At 42.1% G+C, this 18,241-nt stretch carries 21 protein-coding genes; 18 read left to right on the top strand and 3 right to left on the bottom strand.

The genetic code is table 11. The features are described from left to right. Nucleotides 1–142 precede the first annotated feature (142 nt). The 3 genes from AC6I3O_RS17855 (at nt 143) to AC6I3O_RS17845 (ending at nt 1,905) form a co-directional block, all read left to right on the top strand. Nucleotides 143–757, top strand: coding sequence for a Type 1 glutamine amidotransferase-like domain-containing protein (locus AC6I3O_RS17855; RefSeq protein WP_257465756.1), 615 nt, complete (start codon nt 143–145; stop codon nt 755–757). A 112-nt stretch (nt 758–869) separates the two neighbouring features. After that, entirely contained in the window at nt 870–1,418 is a 549-nt protein-coding gene (locus AC6I3O_RS17850; RefSeq protein ID WP_390427546.1) for a DUF3795 domain-containing protein, read from the top strand. Nucleotides 1,419–1,440: 22 nt separating this feature from the next. Beyond that, on the top strand, nt 1,441–1,905 hold the full coding sequence (locus AC6I3O_RS17845) for a VOC family protein (RefSeq protein WP_115624782.1): 465 nt from the start codon (nt 1,441–1,443) through the stop codon (nt 1,903–1,905). Between the two features lie 193 nt (nt 1,906–2,098). Here AC6I3O_RS17845 and AC6I3O_RS17840 read toward each other — a convergent pair whose 3' ends face one another. Next, nucleotides 2,099–3,430: a hypothetical protein gene (locus AC6I3O_RS17840; RefSeq protein WP_497852014.1), complete on the bottom strand. Its 1,332-nt coding sequence runs from the start codon at nt 3,428–3,430 to the stop codon at nt 2,099–2,101. Between the two features lie 340 nt (nt 3,431–3,770). Between AC6I3O_RS17840 and AC6I3O_RS17835 the strand changes: the two genes are divergently transcribed. The 8 genes from AC6I3O_RS17835 to AC6I3O_RS17800 all read left to right on the top strand — a co-directional run bounded on the left by AC6I3O_RS17835 (nt 3,771) and on the right by AC6I3O_RS17800 (nt 8,883). Beyond that, complete coding sequence (locus tag AC6I3O_RS17835; protein WP_289395365.1) at nt 3,771–4,253, top strand: pyridoxamine 5'-phosphate oxidase family protein; 483 nt, start codon at nt 3,771–3,773, stop codon at nt 4,251–4,253. A gap of 63 nt (nt 4,254–4,316) precedes the next feature. Beyond that, entirely contained in the window at nt 4,317–5,237 is a 921-nt protein-coding gene (locus AC6I3O_RS17830) for a helix-turn-helix transcriptional regulator (RefSeq protein WP_289395364.1), read from the top strand. Nucleotides 5,238–5,328: 91 nt separating this feature from the next. Then, nucleotides 5,329–5,937 carry a GNAT family N-acetyltransferase gene (locus AC6I3O_RS17825; RefSeq protein WP_289395363.1) on the top strand — a complete coding sequence of 203 codons (609 nt, stop codon included), beginning with the start codon at nt 5,329–5,331 and terminating at the stop codon, nt 5,935–5,937. Between the two features lie 78 nt (nt 5,938–6,015). Further along, the gene (locus AC6I3O_RS17820; RefSeq protein ID WP_289395362.1) at nt 6,016–7,212 is read left to right on the top strand and encodes a winged helix-turn-helix domain-containing protein; all 1,197 of its coding nucleotides are present in this window, start codon (nt 6,016–6,018) and stop codon (nt 7,210–7,212) included. Further along, the gene (locus AC6I3O_RS17815) at nt 7,181–7,504 is read left to right on the top strand and encodes an inorganic pyrophosphatase (RefSeq protein ID WP_115624787.1); all 324 of its coding nucleotides are present in this window, start codon (nt 7,181–7,183) and stop codon (nt 7,502–7,504) included. Before AC6I3O_RS17820 ends, AC6I3O_RS17815 begins: the two co-directional genes overlap by 32 nt. Before the next feature lie 70 nt (nt 7,505–7,574). Then, the gene (locus tag AC6I3O_RS17810; protein ID WP_115624788.1) at nt 7,575–8,015 is read left to right on the top strand and encodes a GNAT family N-acetyltransferase; all 441 of its coding nucleotides are present in this window, start codon (nt 7,575–7,577) and stop codon (nt 8,013–8,015) included. Nucleotides 8,016–8,277: 262 nt separating this feature from the next. Next, on the top strand, nt 8,278–8,487 hold the full coding sequence (locus tag AC6I3O_RS17805; RefSeq protein ID WP_115624789.1) for a hypothetical protein: 210 nt from the start codon (nt 8,278–8,280) through the stop codon (nt 8,485–8,487). Nucleotides 8,488–8,637: 150 nt separating this feature from the next. Beyond that, nucleotides 8,638–8,883 carry a helix-turn-helix domain-containing protein gene (locus AC6I3O_RS17800; RefSeq protein WP_497852013.1) on the top strand — a complete coding sequence of 82 codons (246 nt, stop codon included), beginning with the start codon at nt 8,638–8,640 and terminating at the stop codon, nt 8,881–8,883. Nucleotides 8,884–9,252: 369 nt separating this feature from the next. Here AC6I3O_RS17800 and AC6I3O_RS17795 read toward each other — a convergent pair whose 3' ends face one another. Together AC6I3O_RS17795 and AC6I3O_RS17790 are read right to left on the bottom strand one after the other, a co-directional pair. Continuing rightward, nucleotides 9,253–10,551, bottom strand: a complete 1,299-nt coding sequence (locus tag AC6I3O_RS17795; protein WP_497852012.1) for a tyrosine-type recombinase/integrase — start codon at nt 10,549–10,551, stop codon at nt 9,253–9,255. Nucleotides 10,552–10,635: 84 nt separating this feature from the next. Beyond that, nucleotides 10,636–11,265: a helix-turn-helix domain-containing protein gene (locus AC6I3O_RS17790; protein WP_497852011.1), complete on the bottom strand. Its 630-nt coding sequence runs from the start codon at nt 11,263–11,265 to the stop codon at nt 10,636–10,638. Nucleotides 11,266–11,440: 175 nt separating this feature from the next. On the opposite strand from AC6I3O_RS17790, the gene AC6I3O_RS17785 reads away from it, so the two are divergent. The 7 genes from AC6I3O_RS17785 (at nt 11,441) to phoU (ending at nt 18,172) form a co-directional block, all read left to right on the top strand. Then, entirely contained in the window at nt 11,441–11,671 is a 231-nt protein-coding gene (locus tag AC6I3O_RS17785; protein ID WP_334637032.1) for a helix-turn-helix domain-containing protein, read from the top strand. Between the two features lie 704 nt (nt 11,672–12,375). After that, nucleotides 12,376–13,974: a MobA/MobL family protein gene (locus tag AC6I3O_RS17780; protein ID WP_497852010.1), complete on the top strand. Its 1,599-nt coding sequence runs from the start codon at nt 12,376–12,378 to the stop codon at nt 13,972–13,974. 148 nt (nt 13,975–14,122) lie between these two features. Continuing rightward, entirely contained in the window at nt 14,123–15,016 is an 894-nt protein-coding gene (locus AC6I3O_RS17775; protein WP_497852009.1) for a substrate-binding domain-containing protein, read from the top strand. A 57-nt stretch (nt 15,017–15,073) separates the two neighbouring features. Next, nucleotides 15,074–15,922 carry a phosphate ABC transporter permease subunit PstC gene (gene pstC, locus AC6I3O_RS17770; protein ID WP_016221934.1) on the top strand — a complete coding sequence of 283 codons (849 nt, stop codon included), beginning with the start codon at nt 15,074–15,076 and terminating at the stop codon, nt 15,920–15,922. Continuing rightward, nucleotides 15,923–16,789 carry a phosphate ABC transporter permease PstA gene (gene pstA / locus AC6I3O_RS17765; RefSeq protein WP_016221935.1) on the top strand — a complete coding sequence of 289 codons (867 nt, stop codon included), beginning with the start codon at nt 15,923–15,925 and terminating at the stop codon, nt 16,787–16,789. After that, nucleotides 16,782–17,531 carry a phosphate ABC transporter ATP-binding protein PstB gene (gene pstB / locus AC6I3O_RS17760; protein WP_004071609.1) on the top strand — a complete coding sequence of 250 codons (750 nt, stop codon included), beginning with the start codon at nt 16,782–16,784 and terminating at the stop codon, nt 17,529–17,531. The genes pstA and pstB overlap by 8 nt, the downstream gene beginning before the upstream one ends. Continuing rightward, nucleotides 17,531–18,172: a phosphate signaling complex protein PhoU gene (gene phoU / locus AC6I3O_RS17755; RefSeq protein WP_004071611.1), complete on the top strand. Its 642-nt coding sequence runs from the start codon at nt 17,531–17,533 to the stop codon at nt 18,170–18,172. Before pstB ends, phoU begins: the two co-directional genes overlap by 1 nt. The last annotated feature ends 69 nt before the right edge of the window (nt 18,173–18,241 follow it).

Below are 18,241 nucleotides of genomic sequence, written 5' to 3'. Positions count from 1 at the left end.
CAAAATTGTAGCCTAACAGTAATATTGCAGTAAGGTATGGATAGTATACTTTTATTGAATGCGAAATATAGCAGAGAGGTATACTGGATGCTAAAAATAAAGAAACAAATCGGAATTTATGTAATCAGAGGTGAGAAAGTTAATGAGAACACTTTTTTTAAGTTCAAGTGGTTTGAATGAAAGTACTACTAAGTTATTTTGGGAATGCATCGGCAAAGAACCTCAAAATACAAAAGTGATTTTTGTTCCATCTGCTGCAATTGAAAATGATGCCGCAAGAGAAGGTATTGTAATATGCTTGGAGCGACTTATGAGTATGGGTATACCTATAAGTAATATCTTTTTATATGATTTAGCACTTCTGCTCTCCGACGGATACAAAAGGACATATTCAAGTTATGTTGATGATATACCCACACAGATTCGATTAATGAATGTTGAAGAACTTTCTCAATATGACACAATTGTTTTTTGCGGTGGCAATGCCTCAGTGCTTCTGAACGAAGTAAACAGAACAGGGTTTTCAAAACCTTTAAAACAGGCAATAGAGAATGGGTTGGTATATCTGGGGATTAGTGCAGGAAGTATGATTGCCGCAGGAAACTTTGCTGATGGATTAGGCTATTTAACAAATCCGCTGATACCACACGTTGAAATAGGAAATCCTTGCGGGGAAATAACTAATAACGATTCGATAAAATTGTCTGATGGGCAAATTGTATGGATTCAGGGAGAACGTCAGGAAATTATTTGCTAACTTCGAATTTGAGAGGGAATTGAATATGAATAAGGAATGGTTGAACTTAATAAAACAATTTGTGTAGATTTTTAGTCTGCCAGATTAAAATTTGAGATTTGAGGTACAGCGTATGAAAGGTTTCCATAGGGACAATCAGCTATTTTCTCTTTGTGGTTTGAACTGCGGATTATGTCCTATGCACTTAAATAAATATTGTCCCGGCTGCGGTGGCGGAGAGGGTAATCAATCCTGCAAAATTGCAAAGTGTAGTTTAGAACATGATGGTGTGGAATATTGTTTTCGGTGCAGAGAGTACCCCTGTGAGAAGTATGAGCATATAGATGAATTTGATTCATTCATTACACACAGTAACCGAAAAGCTGATTTGAAAAAAGCAAGAGAGATAGGAATCGAAGCATACAATGCGGAGCAGACAGAAAAGACAGAATTATTGAATTTACTGTTAGCCAACTATAACGATGGCAGGAAAAAGACTCTTTTTTGTGTGGCGGTCAATCTTTTGGAATTGCAGGAAATAAATGGGATACTTTTGCAAATCAAGGGTAATTCGGAACTGGAAAGATTGACACTCAAAGAAAAAAGTTCTTATGCTGCGGGGGTGTTTCAAAACGCAGCAAAGCCAAAGAATATTGAACTAAAGCTCCGGAAGAAAAAATAATCTCTAAGAAAGGAAAACTTACATGAAATACAATTGTACGGTTATATCGGTAGCAGACATCAACGCTGCAAGAAAGTTTTATGAGGATTTATTCGGATTGGAAGTATTTCAGGATTATGGAAGAAATATAGCTTTTACCTGTGGTTTAGCTTTACAGCAGGATTTTGATTGGCTTGTTCATTTATCAAAAGAAAGTGTATTGACAAAACCCAATAATATGGAACTGTGTTTTGAAGAAGAGGATTTTGACGGTTTTCTGAACAAGTTGAAAGAATACCCGGATATTGAATATCTGGGAGAAGTGATCGAGCATAGTTGGGGCCAGCGGGTGATTCGGTTTTACGATTTGGACGGACACATCATTGAGGTTGGCGAGGATATGAAAATGGTGATAAAGCGTTTTCTTGCTTCCGGCATGACTATGGAAGAAGTTTCTGTGAAAATGGACGCTTCTATTGAGGATTTGACAAAACTTCTAAACAGATAATACATGGGACGAATAAACAAATCGGTATTTGCAATATTATAACTTCTCGGAATCTCAATGAATGAGATTCCAACCGAAAATTGACAACTGAATATCGTGCAGGAAAAGAAGTTTGAGAAAAATGGACATAAACATTGGACATAGCGGGTACTATGCCTTGAAAAATCTTATGGGATCGCTTAAGATATCATTATTAGGCGGCTAATCCTAATAATGATTCTTGAAATGCCTTAATCGATGGCATTTCCCAGGCATCAAGGTGTTGTAGCATCATGATGCCGTAGAGGCGGCAGTACCACATCTTCGTAGATCGGTGCCTGCCGTCTTCTAATTTATAGTCCTCTTTCTCGCGCTTGTTGGAGCGTTCCACGGAAGTCCTTCTGTCATATTCCTTTTCCCATGCTTTAGAGTCCCTTGGCGGTATGTTAAATAACCTTGGATTGTCATCGGTAAAGATATGTACGGTCCTGCCGTATTTAGCCGGTGAACAGGGATGCTCACAGAAGCAGCCCCGTTTTCGGTTGGCTTTTGGGCATCGGTATTTCGCCCGGTGTTTGGCAGCTTCATATCCATCTTTATGCATACGTAAGCCCAACTTACAGACAGGGATCCCATCGTCATCGATTGTGAAATCGTCCTTATAGGTAAAATGCCCGGTATGTCCGGGGTTGAGGTCGATAAACGGCGTGATGTTTTCCCGTGTGCAGTATTCATAAACAGGGCAAGCGTCATGGGCAGAATCCAGAAGGAGTTTTTCAATACGGAATTCCGGAAGGTATGCTTTCATTGTGAAAAAGGAATGGAGAAAGGAAAGCATGTCATGCCGGGAAGCCCGTTCCAAAAGTGGAAATACAGGGAGGTCGCTATAGGAATCGGAAGCCACATACATGTAGAGGTGGTAGCCGAAGAAATAGCATTCCCGGTGGGAGTCCCATCCCCAGTTACAGTCAGGCTGGGAGTAATGGCGCTTACAGTTACAGGAAGGACAGCCTTTTTCCTTACAATCGCAGATACGCTTTTTTCGTTGCTGTGCGGCAGTACGGACAGGGGTGCCGTCACCGGCAAGAGCCAGACGGTCTGAGTCGATCAGCCCATTGCGGATAGAAAGGTCCAGGAACTGCTGCTGATAGAGCCGGAAAACAAGGGAAAAAGGGTTATCCGGTTTCAGATGCCAGCGTTCCAGCAGGGGAAGGAGTTTGGAAGCCGTGCTGGAAGAGTCGCAGGGAGTCTTATCGCCTTTCTTTTTGCCTTTGGGAGTTTTCTTTATCTTAGGGAAGCGGTCTTTCGGGGAAAGGTTGCTGGAGTCATGCTGCCAGATGCGGGAAAAGAAATCATAAAAAGTACCGACACCAGGGGTATCACCGAAAGAGAAACCGCTGAGGATGGCATAAAGGGGAGTTTCCTTAAGCATGCGGCACCAGACAGTGATGGAAGAGACTTTCAGCTTCAAAGCAAGCAGGTAGGAGCGCAGCATGCAGGAAGGGAGCCTGGGTTCCGGGCCAAAAACAGAGTAACAATCCTGCATGATAGAATCAGTCTTGGAAAGATCGAGATATCAGAACTGCACGATATAATCCCAAGTGCTTTTGGGAAGCGCAAAGGGATCCGGGTAAAATTTAAGGAACTGGGATACGAAAGTATCCTGAAAGGCGGCATGACCGCCAGGATTACAAGGTAACATCAAAAATCGCCTCCAATCAAAAAATGTACTTATTGATCAAGGGCGCGAAGCGCCGCATTTTTTGACTGGTTTGTCAAGTGTTTTTGCAAAAAAAGTGGGTGATTTTTTGAAGCAAGGGTCTGAAAGCCTTATAAAGTAAGGGCTGAAGATTCCGAGAAGTTATTATTGTAGTAGGGAGGTAAAAATGCGTCGTTCAGATAGGGAAGTAAAAGAGTTTGAAGATATTGTAGCTATCATGGAAAAATGTGATGTATGCCGAATTGCCTTAAATAATAATGGCTACCCATATATATTACCACTTAATTTTGGAATGTGTATAAAAAAAGGTAAAATCGAGTTGTATTTTCATGGAGCTATGGAGGGTACAAAATATGATTTAATTGAAAAGGACAATAGAGCCAGTTTTGAAATGGATTGTGAACATAAATTAGTGACAGAGGTTGAACACGGAAGTTGCACAATGGAATATGAGAGTGTTATTGGACAAGGGCGTGTTGAAATGCTTTCTGATGATGAAAAGTGCAATGCTTTATATATTTTGATGAAGCATTATGGTCAAGAAGAATTTTCGTTCAATAAGGCAGTAATGCCCCGTACAAAAGTTTTTAAACTGGTAGTAGAAAAAGTAACAGGCAAAATAAGACTGAAGAAAAATGACAAACATTAAAATTACAGTTGATTGGGCTAAAACAAAAACTGCGAATCGATATCATTAGGGAGAGCTGTTCAAATGAAAATAGACAGACTGTTGAAAATTGTCATTTATCTTTTGAATCATGAGAATGTATCCGCCAGAGACCTGGCAGAACGGCTCCATGTTTCTGTTCGCACCATACAGAGAGACATGGTCAGTATTGCAGAAGCAGGGATTCCTGTATATTCCAATCAGGGAAAGGGTGGAGGATACTCCATTTTGCCGTCGTATAAGGTTAGAAACTGCAATATCCACCAGGAAGAACAGCAGTTGATTCAGCAGGCACTGGAAAGCCTGGCAACCTCATATGCAAATGAAACGCTGGCAGGTTTAATTGAAAAGTATCATGCACTTTTGGACAGGGATCAGGAACAGAGTATCTTTTTTGATTTTGGAATCGCCATGGAGAATCAACAGGTGCAAAAAGTGAATCAGATGCTGAAACGGGCAATTGAGACAAAGGCACTGGTTGATTTTTTCTACAGGGATGCGCAGGGAAAAGAAACACAGCGGTTGGTTGAACCTCTTGCTATCCAGTATAAATGGTATTCATGGTATTTATTTGCATGGTCTGTTCCACAGGAGGCGTATCGTACCTTTAAAGTTGCACGAATCCGCAAGCCTCAAATTACATCGGAAAAGTCTGACAGAAAGCATCCGGCGGTAAAGGAGCTTATGGAGCAGTCAGACAGGGCATATGGTGAAACTTGTATTACACTGGAGGTAGCGTTTGATAAGAAAGATACGTGCCTGATGGAAGAGTACTTTCCGGACAGCCAAATAGAAGAATGGTCGGAGGAAAAATCAAGAATATGGATTCAGGTTCCGCCTGGAGAACGCTCGTGGAAAGCCCTGCTTTTGAGTATGGGAAACCGTGTGGAAGTCATTTCTCCGGAAGCCTGCCGAAATGAACTGATCGAGACTGCTCAAAAATTTTTATCTAATTACGACATATAGCTGTCGCAGAAGTATGGTAGGATGGAGATGTTCTATGGCACATGGAGTATTCTGCGCGTATGGCGGAAGGTAAAAAAGAGAGGAGCATAAGATGAGTGAATTTGTGAAAGTGTTACTTGGAGATCAGGGAACTTTTGAGGACGTGTATCAGGAGTGCCCGGTTTTTGACGATGGAAAATACTGCTTACGTCTGGTCGCAGAAAGTGATGCGGAGGATTTACTGAAGGTTTATTCGGACGGGAAGGCGGTTCCTTTTTTCAATAGTGATAATTGCGGTGGGGATGACTTCCATTATACATCCTTGGAAAGAATGAGGGAGGCTGTCAGCTATTGGCTTTGGGAGTATGAAAGAAGAGGATTTGTGAGATGGGGTATTTTCAACCATAAAGAGGAAGAAGTTATAGGAACGGTTGAATTATTCCACAGGGATTCTGAGGATTATTTCAAAGACTGCGGGCTGCTGCGTCTGGATCTGCGAAGTGATTACGAAAAAGCAGATGTGATAAAGGAAATTTTACAACAGATAGGCACTCCGGCGTTTGAAATGTTTTCCTGCCGGATGCTGGCAACGAAAGCAGTGCCAACCGCAAAAGAACGTATTCAGGCATTGGCGGTACTGGGGTTTGAAGAATCAGATCAGGCGCTGACCGGACATGATGGCACTCAGTATAAATACTATTGGGTTCTTAATAAGAAATAGGAAACATTATGGATTAATTCTGTTGCTGCAGTATGATGACGGGTTCTGCCGTTTTCTGTATTAGCGGTGGGAGGGCAAATGGACAGAATTTATTTTACGAAAAAACAGGCGCGGCAGTTTTTGTTATTAAAGCATGGCTTGCTGGGGGATTATAAATTTGTTGGAAAAGAAGGCATCCTTTCTTTTATCCGGCAGGCAGGATGCATTCAGTTTGATCCGGTGGATGTCTGTGGAAGAAATGCGGATCTGGTTTTGCAGTCCAGAATCAAAGACTATCAAAAGACGATGCTTTATGAGCTTTTATATATCGATCGGAAACTGGTGGACTATTTTGATAAAAATCTTGCGATTCTTCCAATTGAGAACTGGAAATATTTTGACCGGGAGCGGCAGGCTCACCGAAGCTGGGAGAGAAGCCATACAGAAATTGTGGAAGTACAGGAACGGGTGCGTGAGGAAATTGCACGGAGGGGACCACTGTGCAGCGCAGATTTGGACATAGCGGGAAAGGTCTCCTGGTATTGGAGTGATACCAGGTTGTCGAGAGCGGCGTTGGAACATATGTATTTTGTCGGAGAACTGGGAATCCATCATAAGAGCGGAACACTGAAATATTATGATCTGATTGAAAATTGCATTCCGGCAGAGTTTTTGAATCAACCAGAGCCTTTTCCTTCGGATTTTGATTATAGAAAATGGCTGGTGTCAGAGCGCATTGGTTCGGTGGGTCTTTTGTGGAACCGTGCTTCTGACGCATGGCTGGGTATACAGGGACTTAAGGCTGCACAGAGAAATGCTATATTCGAGATGCTGTTAAAAGAAGAGAAGATTATTGAAGTAAAAGTGGAAGAGATTGGGGAGCCGTTGTATTGCCGCAGGGAGGATGCAGGACTTGCAGAATTTATATTGAAAAATCCCCCGATGAAAAAGCGCTGTGAATTTATTGCACCGCTGGATAATCTGATCTGGGACAGGAAGCTTATAGGAGCAGTTTTTGATTTTTCTTATAAATGGGAAATCTATACGCCGAAGCAGCAGCGTAAATATGGTTATTATGTTTTGCCGATTCTCTATGGAGACAGATTTGCAGGCAGGATAGAAATGGCTTATGATAAAAAGCAGGGAAAGCTGGAACTAAAAAATATCTGGTATGAGCCGGACTTGCGTCTGACAAAGGCACTGCAGCGCGATGTGGACAGACGCATCAGACGGTTTGAACGTTTTTGCAGAAAAAGAGGCTGGAATGATTGGAGAGATTGTAAAAGTCATCGTTGACAGACCGCTTGGAAGTTATCATCCGGAACATAAAGACCTGTATTATCCTGTTAACTACGGATATATCGAAGGCATTATGGCTCCTGATGGTGAGGAGCAGGATGCTTATATCGTTGGTGTAAATGAAGCTGTTAAAGAATTTACAGGAAAGATTACTGCGGTTGTACACCGATTGGATGATGTTGAAGAAAAATGGGTGGTTGCACCTGAAAATCTTTCTTTTAGTGAGAAGGAAATCATGGAGCAGATAAAGTTTCAGGAACAGTATTTTAAGTCGGAAATCAGAATGTAATAATTTCGTTATAATGAAATTTATGGATTAAATATTTTATGACGGAATTAAATGAGTTGAGGTAATAAGAATGATTCGTGAAGCGAAACAGGAAGATTTGCTGGAAGTGCTGAATTTATATTTATATCTTCATGAAGAGACTGTTCCAGAACAATCGGAACATTTATCGGTCATTTGGAATCAAATTATAGCAGATAAAAATCATCATCTTATTGTAAATATTGTTGACGGAAAGATTGTTTCTTCGTGCGTTTGTGTGATTATTCCAAATTTAACAAGAAACATACATCCGTATGCGTTTGTGGAAAATGTTGTTACTCATGCAGACTATAGAGGGCATGGTTATGCTACGGAATGCTTAAATTATGCAAAAACCATAGCTGTAAATAATAATTGCTACAAGATGATGCTGCTGACAGGTTCAAAAGAACAAAAGACGTTAGAGTTTTATAAAAATGCGGGATATAACTGTACAGATAAAACAGCTTTTATTCAATGGTTAGATATATGAGATAAATTCCAGATTCATATCTGAGAGAAACGAAAGGATGGCAGAGCAGTGATGAAAATAGACCGCTTATTAGAAATCATCATATATCTGTTGAAACTGTGTGCCTCTTGAGCAACCGAAAATTAAAACCTGATACTTATATGAAATTGAGTCTGGATATGGAAGATTATTACAGAATCAAAGATGCAGAGAAGGAAAAGAACAAGACATCATAACATCCTACCCGTAGTGATAAATTGTTCTACAGGAAAGGGTGCGAAGCATGGAAAATGTAGTATACGAGAAAGATTACGGAGAGGAATTCCGGGAGAGAAGTGATAAGGCGAAAGGACAGGACTTTTTAGACACATTGAAGGATATCGGATTCTTCCAGGCATACAAAGAAGAAATGGATAAAATCCCAAAGCGTGTGGTTCCAAAGGAAAAAGAGGATTACGGATACCTGCTTGGAGAATGTGACTTTTTCGATTAAGGACGGGCTATTGCGGATGACCATATTCATTGGATATTTTGATAAGGTGTATTAAGGATGAGAGCATCTGTTAGTGTGAGGAATGGCGGGTGCTTTTTTCATGAAGTTATGGTATGCTGTAAGAAATCAATTAGCCGGAGGTACGGAGTTATGGACGATCAGCGGATTTTACTGGATTATGAAACGATCAAGGGAGCTGTCGCCGGGGAGAAGTGGGAAATGGAGCGGATTCTTAAACATTACGATTTCTATATGGATGAACTCGCCACAGTGAAGGAGCGGGAGCCGGATGGAAATGTGAAGTGTTATGTGGATGAGGTTTTGAAGCAGGCAATAGCATTGAAACTGCTGGAGGAAGCGGAGAGGAGAGCGAAAGAGAAAATTAATAGTGTTTGAATCCATCCGGGATTCTTTCATAATTCGCAATCTACGAAGCTGCCTGGAAGAAGAGCATGGGGATAATACGCTTTTAGGGGTGAAAAATGGTATCCCGTTTATCTTGGATTTTTCTATTCCTACAAAATTGTAGCCTAACAGTAATATTGCAGTAAGGTATGGATAGTATACTTTTATTGAATGCGAAATATAGCAGAGAGGTATACTGGATGCTGAAAATAAAGAAACAAATCGGAATTTGCAGATGAATTTCTTGAACTTTCCCTATTTTTCAAGGCTTTTTAAGCCTCATACAGTGAATTGATATGTATTTTCCCTTGTTTTTGCCCTTATGGGCAGTTTACAAGGGAAAGTTTTTTTTGAATGTATCTAATCGTTGCCCGCCACCTTATCCAAGAGCCTTGCGGAAGTCCGCTTTGCCTCCCTTGTGGCATGGGCATACACATTCATTGTGGTACTCACGTCAGAGTGTCCCAAGAGTTCCTGCACATCTTTCGGTGCTGCACCGTTTGACAGCAGATTGCTTGTATAAGTATGCCGAAGCTGGTGGAAGTGAAAGCCCTCAAATCCGTCCAGTTTCTTTGCGAGTGTCCGGCAGACGATACTCAATGTACTCGGCGTTTCAAGGCAGCCGTCAGGTCTTAAACATACAAATGAGATTTCGTTGTAATCCGCCGGAATATCCTGCGTGTTTTCCAAGCTGTAATACTCATAGTAAACCCTGTTTTTATCCTGCACTTCCTTGTAGTAGTTGCGGTGGTACAGTTCCCCGTACTGCATCTGATTTTTAAGCTGTTCTTTCCTTGCCTTTTTCAGAATAGCGGTAAGAGTATCCCCAAAATCAACAGTCCGTACTTTTTTGCGTTTTGTCGGTCCGATAATCGTTTTGTGCTTTACACCGTCATAACGGACACTGCGCTTTACTGTAAGATACTGTTCCTCAAGTTTGACGTCCTGCCAAGTCAGCCCGCATACTTCGCCAATCCTAAGACCAGCATAATAAGCTATCTGTATCGGCAGCACCGCAGGGGGATTTTTCTTTTCCAAATACGCAATCAGCTTTTCGTATTCTTCATGGGAAACAGGTTGTGTTCCCGTATGCCCCATATCTTCCTCTGAAAACAAGTCCACTTCTTCAGCTTTGCGTTTCAGTTTGATGTACTGCATTGGATTGAACGTAATCAGTTGCTTTGGGAATACCGCAAAACGGAATGACTGCTGCAAAACCGCTGAGAAAGAGTGGATATAATCTTTGCTCATGCCTCTCTTTACTGTTCCGTCGGGATAAGTGCCGCCGAAAGTAAGTAAATCGAGGAACGTCTGCAAATGTTCCGCTGTTACGGTTTTCAGTTTACGGTCAGCAATCGGATGTTTCTTAATGCAGCGGATAGCGCCGAGGTAATTCTCAACCGTACCATTGCTGAGAGTGCCGACTTTCAATTCTTCCTCCGCCCAAATATCGAGCAGTTCCCCAAGCGTGATGTTGTCAGCCTTTGCAATGAATTTCTTTTCCTCGTAATCCTCCATTGCCAGCCTTAACAGCTTTTCCGTCTCGCTCTTGCTTTCCGTTCCCGTAAACTCTTTCTGTACCAAATTGCCGCTTGCGTCCTCCACATAGAAGCGGTAGTACCATTTCTTTCCTTTTTTTCTTACAGAACCTTTTGCCATAATCCGTTCTCCTTTCGATAACGAGCAATCGGAACTGATGAAATGCTTTCTGCGTGTAAGTATATCATAACTCCGATTGTTCCGCTATACCGATTCGGATTCTTCCCCCGATACCATAGAAAGAAGATTTGCAAGCCTTGTCGTGGCTGTTTCGGGATTTTTGGAATAGAGTCTCACAATGTCGCCCATATCATTAAACATATTTACGGTGTGGGTAATTTCCCGAAGGAACATAATCTCGTTATATTCCTTATTCGATTTAAACCCCATTGTTTGTGCGAGCGCGGCATTTTCCGCATTGTCCTTGAAATTCTTACAGGCAAACTGAAACGAATCCACGAACAATTCATATTCCCTTAACATCAGCAGCAGTAAATCCTTTGTAAAGTCTGACTCTGCCTGTTCCATGTCAAAAGGTAACTTTGAGAGAATGGAGGACATCACATCACGAATGAATAATTCCCTTTTATCCGTAATGTCCGTTTCATACTCCTCTGTTTCCCCTTTCAGCCACTCCACTGACACATGAAGTGTTTCTGACAGACCTTCCAAGACCAGCTTCTTTGTGTTGTCGATTGTCCCTGCCTCATAACGCACGATTGTGGAAGTGGCTACTCCCATCTTCTCTGCGACATAAGGCTGGTTTAATCCCAACTCAACCCTCCGCTGTTTTGCCCTGCTACCGATCAGCTTGCGCAATTCTTTGTCTTTCATGTTGATACGCCTCCTTTGTCGGTATGTTCATACTATACCACACAAAAAGTAATAATGCAATATGCAATATAAAAATAATTTTTGCATTATCATAATGCTTGACAAGGAAATATAAAAGCGGTATAGTATCAGTATACGCAAAATTGCGTAATGCAATTCAAAAGGAGGGAAGTTGATGACAGAAACGAAGATTGCAATGACAATCGAGGAAGCGTCTGAGTATACGGGAATCGGCAGGAACACCATGAGAAACCTTGTGGAATGGGGAAAACTGCCAGTCTTAAAAGTCGGGCGAAAGATACTTATCAAAAGCGATATTCTTGAAAAGTTCATGGAAGTGAACGAGGGAAAGAACCTGCGGGATAAGGGCGATGTAAAAGCGGTAACACGAAAATCAGCAGTATAAAAGGCGGCTTCTTACGAAACCGCCTCAGGTATGTATCAGACCGAAGCCATGATATACCTACACGCAAATAGATTATATCATGTGCTTCCTTTTGGTACAAGCGGAAATTTGGGGGAATGGCAAAAACAAGTTGAAAAAATAAGTTCATTTTGGAAAACCAACTTAAAAAATCAACTGATTTTGGTATGTTCAGTTGAAAAAGTCAACTGATGTTTCGGGAGGTATTTTCAATGTGATGTAAGATGGCTGCAAAAAGTCAACTGATATTTCTGATTGCACTTTCTACTATCATGGTTGTACTTTTTACTATCATAAGCGACAGCACTTTTTGCTATCATAGTGACATCATTTTGGGCATGATGATAGTATTTTTTGCTATCATAGAGGCTGATTTTACCGGCATAATCCGAACAGTTTCAAGGGAGATTCTCTTCTCTTAAAGCCCTCGGCGTTTGAGAGCGAAATACACCCATTGCACAAACTGCGTTTATGCAATGGGGATTTCGCCCTTGCAGGGGGCAAATTCACGCTAGCGTGAATTACAAATGCTGACGCATTTGTGATTACCGCTATAAGGCGGATATGTTCGCAAACGTGCCGCCTATGCTGCCGCTCACAATCTGTCATGCCGACACTGCTGCTATCCCCGTTGCCATTTGCAGGAGGGAGGACAAAGCACAATACAGAGACATTCATTTATCCGCATGAGCAAGCTGCCCGATGTCAGGGGCAGGATCACTTATATATCCAGCCATGCAAAGCAGGAAAACCTGTATGCGGTCTATGAAACGACAGACCGACGCTACTGGACGGAGCTTGCAAAATGCAATCAGCAGGAATTTCTAAAAAGCGGCACAGAGGGAAAATGTATAGAGGCGAGGGAATTTATCATTGCCCTGCCCGAATCATTTCCAAACCTTTATGAGCCGGATAAGCTGTTACAGATTTTCACAGACCGTTTTAAAGAAAAGTATGGCGTGGAGTGTGTATCAGCACTGCACCATAACAAGCGAAAGACGAATTATCATATCCACCTTATTTTTTCGGAACGGGAACTGTTATCCGAACCCATAGAAAAAACTGCTACACGCAATATGTTCTATGACGAAAACAGGAAACACGTCCGCACGAAAAAAGAGATACTTGACGAAAACGGAGACGTCCGCAAAGGCTGTAAGATTGTGAAAAAAGGCGAAGTCTATGAGCGCATTCTCTTTACCGCCAAAAATAAACTGTTCAAGCATAAGGATTTTGTTGACGGGGTAAAGCATTTCTATACTGACCTTATCAATCTTCTTGTAAAAGATGACAAAGAAAAACTCCATGTATTTGACAGCAGCGGATTATATCTTACCACCAAAAAAATAGGGAAGAATAACCCGAAAGCGGAACAGATACAGACCGATAACGAAATGCGTATGCGCTGGAATTGTGAAGTAGACAGGGCGATTGTCAGCGGTGTTTCTGAAATGGAGATACAACAGATAAAGAAAAAATATATCACTGACCGCATCAGAGAATCCGTTGATATATTTGGCAGCCAGCCGGAACGTCTGGAAAGTATTATTATGACTGCTGTTATGGTACTGGCGTTGCTGATTTCTAAAGTATTGGATAAGGCGAGGGAATTGTCTGCAAAGCTTTTTGAGAAAGAATCGTTACAGCTGATTGCCAAACCAAGCGAGGAAAGAACAACACAAATAATACCGCAAACGGATAAAACACCAAAGCAGGAAAAAATCACCCATAAAGAATCGACTGACGATTTATCAATACAACAACGAGTGTTGAAGTCCAAAACACAGACAGCACAGCCGGAAACACCACAGATACCGCTCAAGCCTGTTATGTCCGCTGAAGCTGCAGAATATCCAAGACTGCTAAAGATTTATAAGGAACTAAACCGCCAAAACGGGATTATTTTTAACGCAGAGAGGGAACGCAATGAGTTGGAACTGGAGCGTGACAGCCTAAAAGGACTCGCAAAACTGACAAAGAAAGGGGAACTGCAAAGCAGGATTGACCGCAAAAACGAGGAAATAGACCTTCTGAAAGTCGGTTTGTCGGGGATAGTCAAACGATATGGATTCCAAACGGTGCATGATTTCTACAAAGTTTTTGCAGTTTCTAAAACAGCTAATGCCGATTATCGGGTCAAAGCGGATCAATGGGAAGAACAATACGGGGAAAAAGCACAAAATCAGGAAGAAAGCATATCCAAACGGTTACAGAATTATCAAAGGGAAAATGCAGACACACAAACAAAACAGATTTCAAAAAGTAGAAACAGAGGGGCAATATGACATGCCCCTCTAAAATTTTATTAAGACATTTTTGGCTTGTAAAAACTTTACATCAATTTTACAATGCCGCGATATTGGATTTGATTTTTGTCCTGTATGATATAGCTGTAAACTTCAAGAAAAACAAAAAGCAAAGGAGATTCAAAAAATGAAAACATCAAAAAAATACTTGGCATTTGCCCTTATGAGTGTTCTAATGCTGTCTGCATTAACGGGGTGCAGTAATAAGAACGAGGGCGATTCAGCCAAATTTGACACAGCAAGAGAGATCAATGTACTTACCCGCGAAGATGGCTCGGGGACACGCGGCGCGTTCATAGAGCTGTTTGGAATCGAGCAGAAAAATGAAGCGGGAGAAAAAATCGACTATACAGCAGACACCGCCGCCGTTACAAATTCTACGTCTGTTATGATGACAACGGTTGCCGGGGATTTATACTCTATCGGATATATTTCTCTTGGCTCCATGAATGATACTGTAAAGGCGATTCAGATCGACGGCTGCGAAGCAACGATTGAAAATATCAAAAATGGTACATATAAGATCGCGCGTCCCTTTAACATTGCAACAAAAGACGGTTTGAGTGACACGGCGCAGGATTTTATCGACTTTATTATGAGTGCGGACGGTCAAGCGGTGATTGAGGAAAATGGATATATTTCTGTATCTGATGCGGGAAGTTACAGCGGAGAAATGGATTCGGGCAAAATTATTGTAGCGGGTTCCAGCTCTGTCACCCCGGTTATGGAAAAACTCAAAGAAGCCTATCTTGAGAGAAATCCGGGCGTTACGATTGAGATACAGCAAAGCGATTCTTCTACTGGTATGTCTGACACGATAGACGGAACCTGCGATATAGGTATGGCTTCCCGTGAGCTGAAAGATTCCGAAATGGAAAAAGGACTGACCGCTACCGTAATTGCAATGGACGGTATTACAGTGATTGTTAATAATGACTGTCCCATAAATAACCTTACAAGTGAACAGGTAAAAGATATTTTTATGGGTAACGTGGTTCATTGGAGTGAAATATCACAGTAGGATTTTAAGGGGCTGCGGTAAGAAAGCCGCCGCCCCTTTTCAATAAGGAGCATGATTATGAAGAATATAAAAGAAAAAGTGATGAAACTGCTTTTTTTCTTGACAGCCCTTGTTTCCATTGCAGCGGTAATTCTAATCTGCATATTCCTGTTTGCAAGCGGTATCCCTGCAATAAAAGAAATAGGCGTTTTCAAATTTTTGCTGGGTACAAGCTGGAAACCCGCAAATAATCTCTATGGGATTCTCCCTATGATCGTCGGCTCTTTCTATGTAACTGCCGGAGCATTGATTATTGGCGTACCGATTGGAATATTGACAGCGGTATTCATGGCAAGATTTGCTCCGAGAAGTATCTATGCGCCTTTGAAAGCTGCTGTTAATCTAATGGCGGGGATTCCGTCGGTTGTGTACGGTTTTTTTGGATTGGTAGTCTTAGTGCCTTTTATTCGGGAAGCCTTTGGCGGGCGCGGTATGAGTGTACTTACTGCTTCTGTCCTGCTGGGGCTGATGATTTTACCTACCATTATCAGCGTTTCGGAAACTTCAATCCGGGCTGTCCCGGAAAGTTACTATGAGGGAGGGCTTGCTCTTGGAGCTTCCCATGAAAGAAGTGTATTTTTTACGGTTCTTCCCGCAGCAAAGAGCGGTATTTTTGCAGGGGTTGTATTAGGGATTGGGCGGGCAGTCGGTGAAACAATGGCGGTTATGATGGTTGCCGGAAATCAAGCGGTTATCCCGGACAGTATGCTTTCCGGCGTTCGGACACTGACCACAAACATTGTATTGGAAATGGGATATTCTACGGATTTACACCGTGAAGCGTTAATTGGTACGGCTGTTGTCCTGTTTGTTTTCATTCTCATTATCAATCTGTCCCTCTCCCTGTTCAAAAGGAGGGTGAAATAAATGGTTGGAAAATTGAAACGGAAATGGTGCGCATACAGACGCGACCCTAAATCTTTTGTTCTCTTTCTTTCTGTATGCCTTGCAGCATTGATTACAATGCTTGCGCTTATTTTTATTATTGCATACATATTGATAAAAGGGATTCCAAATTTAACGCTGGATTTATTTGACAGCAAATATACAACAGAAAATGTGTCCCTGCTTCCAGCACTTATCAATACACTGTTCATTATGCTGCTTTCCCTGCTGTTTGCGGTTCCCGTAGGAATTGGTGCTGCAATTTATCTGACAGAATACGCAAGACGGGGAAATAAGCTGGTTCATATCGTAGGTATTACCGCTGAAACATTGTCCGGGATTCCGTCAATCGTTTATGGGCTGTTCGGTTCCCTTTTCTTCGTGAAATATCTTGGGCTGGGGTTGTCTTTGCTGTCCGGGGCTTTGACATTAAGCATTATGATTTTGCCGCTTATTATGCGGACAACAGAAGAAGCCTTGCGAAGCGTTCCCGACAGTTACCGCGAGGGCAGCTTCGGGCTTGGAGCCGGAAAGCTACGAACCGTATTCTCTATTGTCCTGCCCTGCGCCGTTCCGGGTATCTTGTCCGGCGTTATTCTTGGAATCGGGCGTATCGTCGGGGAATCGGCGGCACTGATCTTTACTTCCGGAACCGTTGCAGAAATAGCAACAAGTATTTTTTCGTCGGCAAGAACTTTATCCGTCCATATGTATTCTATTTCGGGTGAGGGACTGTATATCAAGCAGACTTACGCAACTGCGGTTGTATTATTGGTTGTTGTCATTCTGATAAATGCACTTTCTGGGTTTGTGGCAAAAAAGATAGGAGGTAAAAACACAGATGGATAAAATCGTGGTTGAGGATTTGGATTTATTCTACGGAAACTTTCAAGCCTTGAAAAAAATAAATGTGGCGTTTAAGGAACACGAAATTACCGCGCTGATCGGACCGTCGGGCTGCGGTAAATCGACATTATTAAAAACATTGAACCGAATGAATGACTTGGTGGAGGGCTGCCACATCAAAGGGACTATCCGTTTAGACGGTGAAGATATTTATGGAAATATGGATATTAACCTACTGCGTAAACGTGTGGGAATGGTATTTCAAAAACCGAATCCGTTCCCTATGAGCATTTATGACAATGTTGCCTTTGGAGCAAGGACGCATGGTATCCGTTCTAAAGCTGCGCTGGACGAAATTGTAGAGCGTTCCTTAAAAGGGGCGGCAATTTGGGACGAGGTAAAAGACAGGCTGAAAAAATCTGCGCTTGGTATGTCGGGCGGTCAACAGCAGCGTCTTTGCATTGCCCGCGCTTTGGCAGTGGAGCCGGAAGTTTTGTTGATGGACGAACCGACCAGCGCACTTGACCCTATTTCTACGGCAAAGGTAGAGGAACTTGCCGCAGAATTAAAAAAGGACTATACCATTGTCATTGTGACACATAATATGCAGCAAGCACTCCGAATTTCCGACAGGACAGCGTTTTTCCTGCTTGGGGAAATGGTGGAGTTTGGAGAAACAGAAAAATTATTCTCCATGCCGCAGGACAAGCGGACAGAGGATTATATTACGGGGAGGTTTGGATAATGCGCCTAAAATTTGATGAACAGTTAGATTTATTAAATAAAGAGTTGATTACAATGGGGGCTTTTTGTGAAAATGCGATTGCTATGTCCGCAAAAGCTCTGACAGAGGGGAATCCCGCGCTTGCAAAGGCTGTTCCCGATCTCTCTGTTCAGATAGACCACAAGGAGCGCGAAATTGAAACTATGTGTCTAAAGCTACTCTTACAGCAGCAGCCCGTGGCAAAAGATTTGAGGGTTGTATCGTCCGCGCTGAAAATGGTGACAGATATGGCAAGAATCGGAGATCAATCCGCAGACATAGCGGAAATTATCACATTAGCCAATATCCACGCCACCGACGACACACAAGTTATCCATGATATGTCGGTTGCTGTCATTAAAATGGTAACGGACAGTATTGACGCTTTTGTGAAAAAGGATATGCAGATGGCGAAAGCCGTGATAGATTATGATGATGTGGTGGATTCCTTTTTCGATAAGGTGAAGAAAATGCTGATTGAACTTTTCAGCAAGCCCGAAACAGACGGTGAGTATGCCATAGACCTGTTAATGATTGCAAAATATTTTGAACGTATCGGAGATCATGCGGTCAATATTGCAAAATGGGTTCTGTTCTCAATCACAGGGAACAAAGAGGGGTGAACATACCGCCATTGATGAAATATAGGTAATATGGTATGATTGAGTTCGGAATATTGCCACAGGAAAGAA

The organism is Sporofaciens sp. St.21A7 (genome assembly GCF_059728535.1).
The sequence above is the reverse complement of the archived record's forward strand: the minus strand, read 5'-3'. Positions and strand labels throughout refer to the sequence as shown.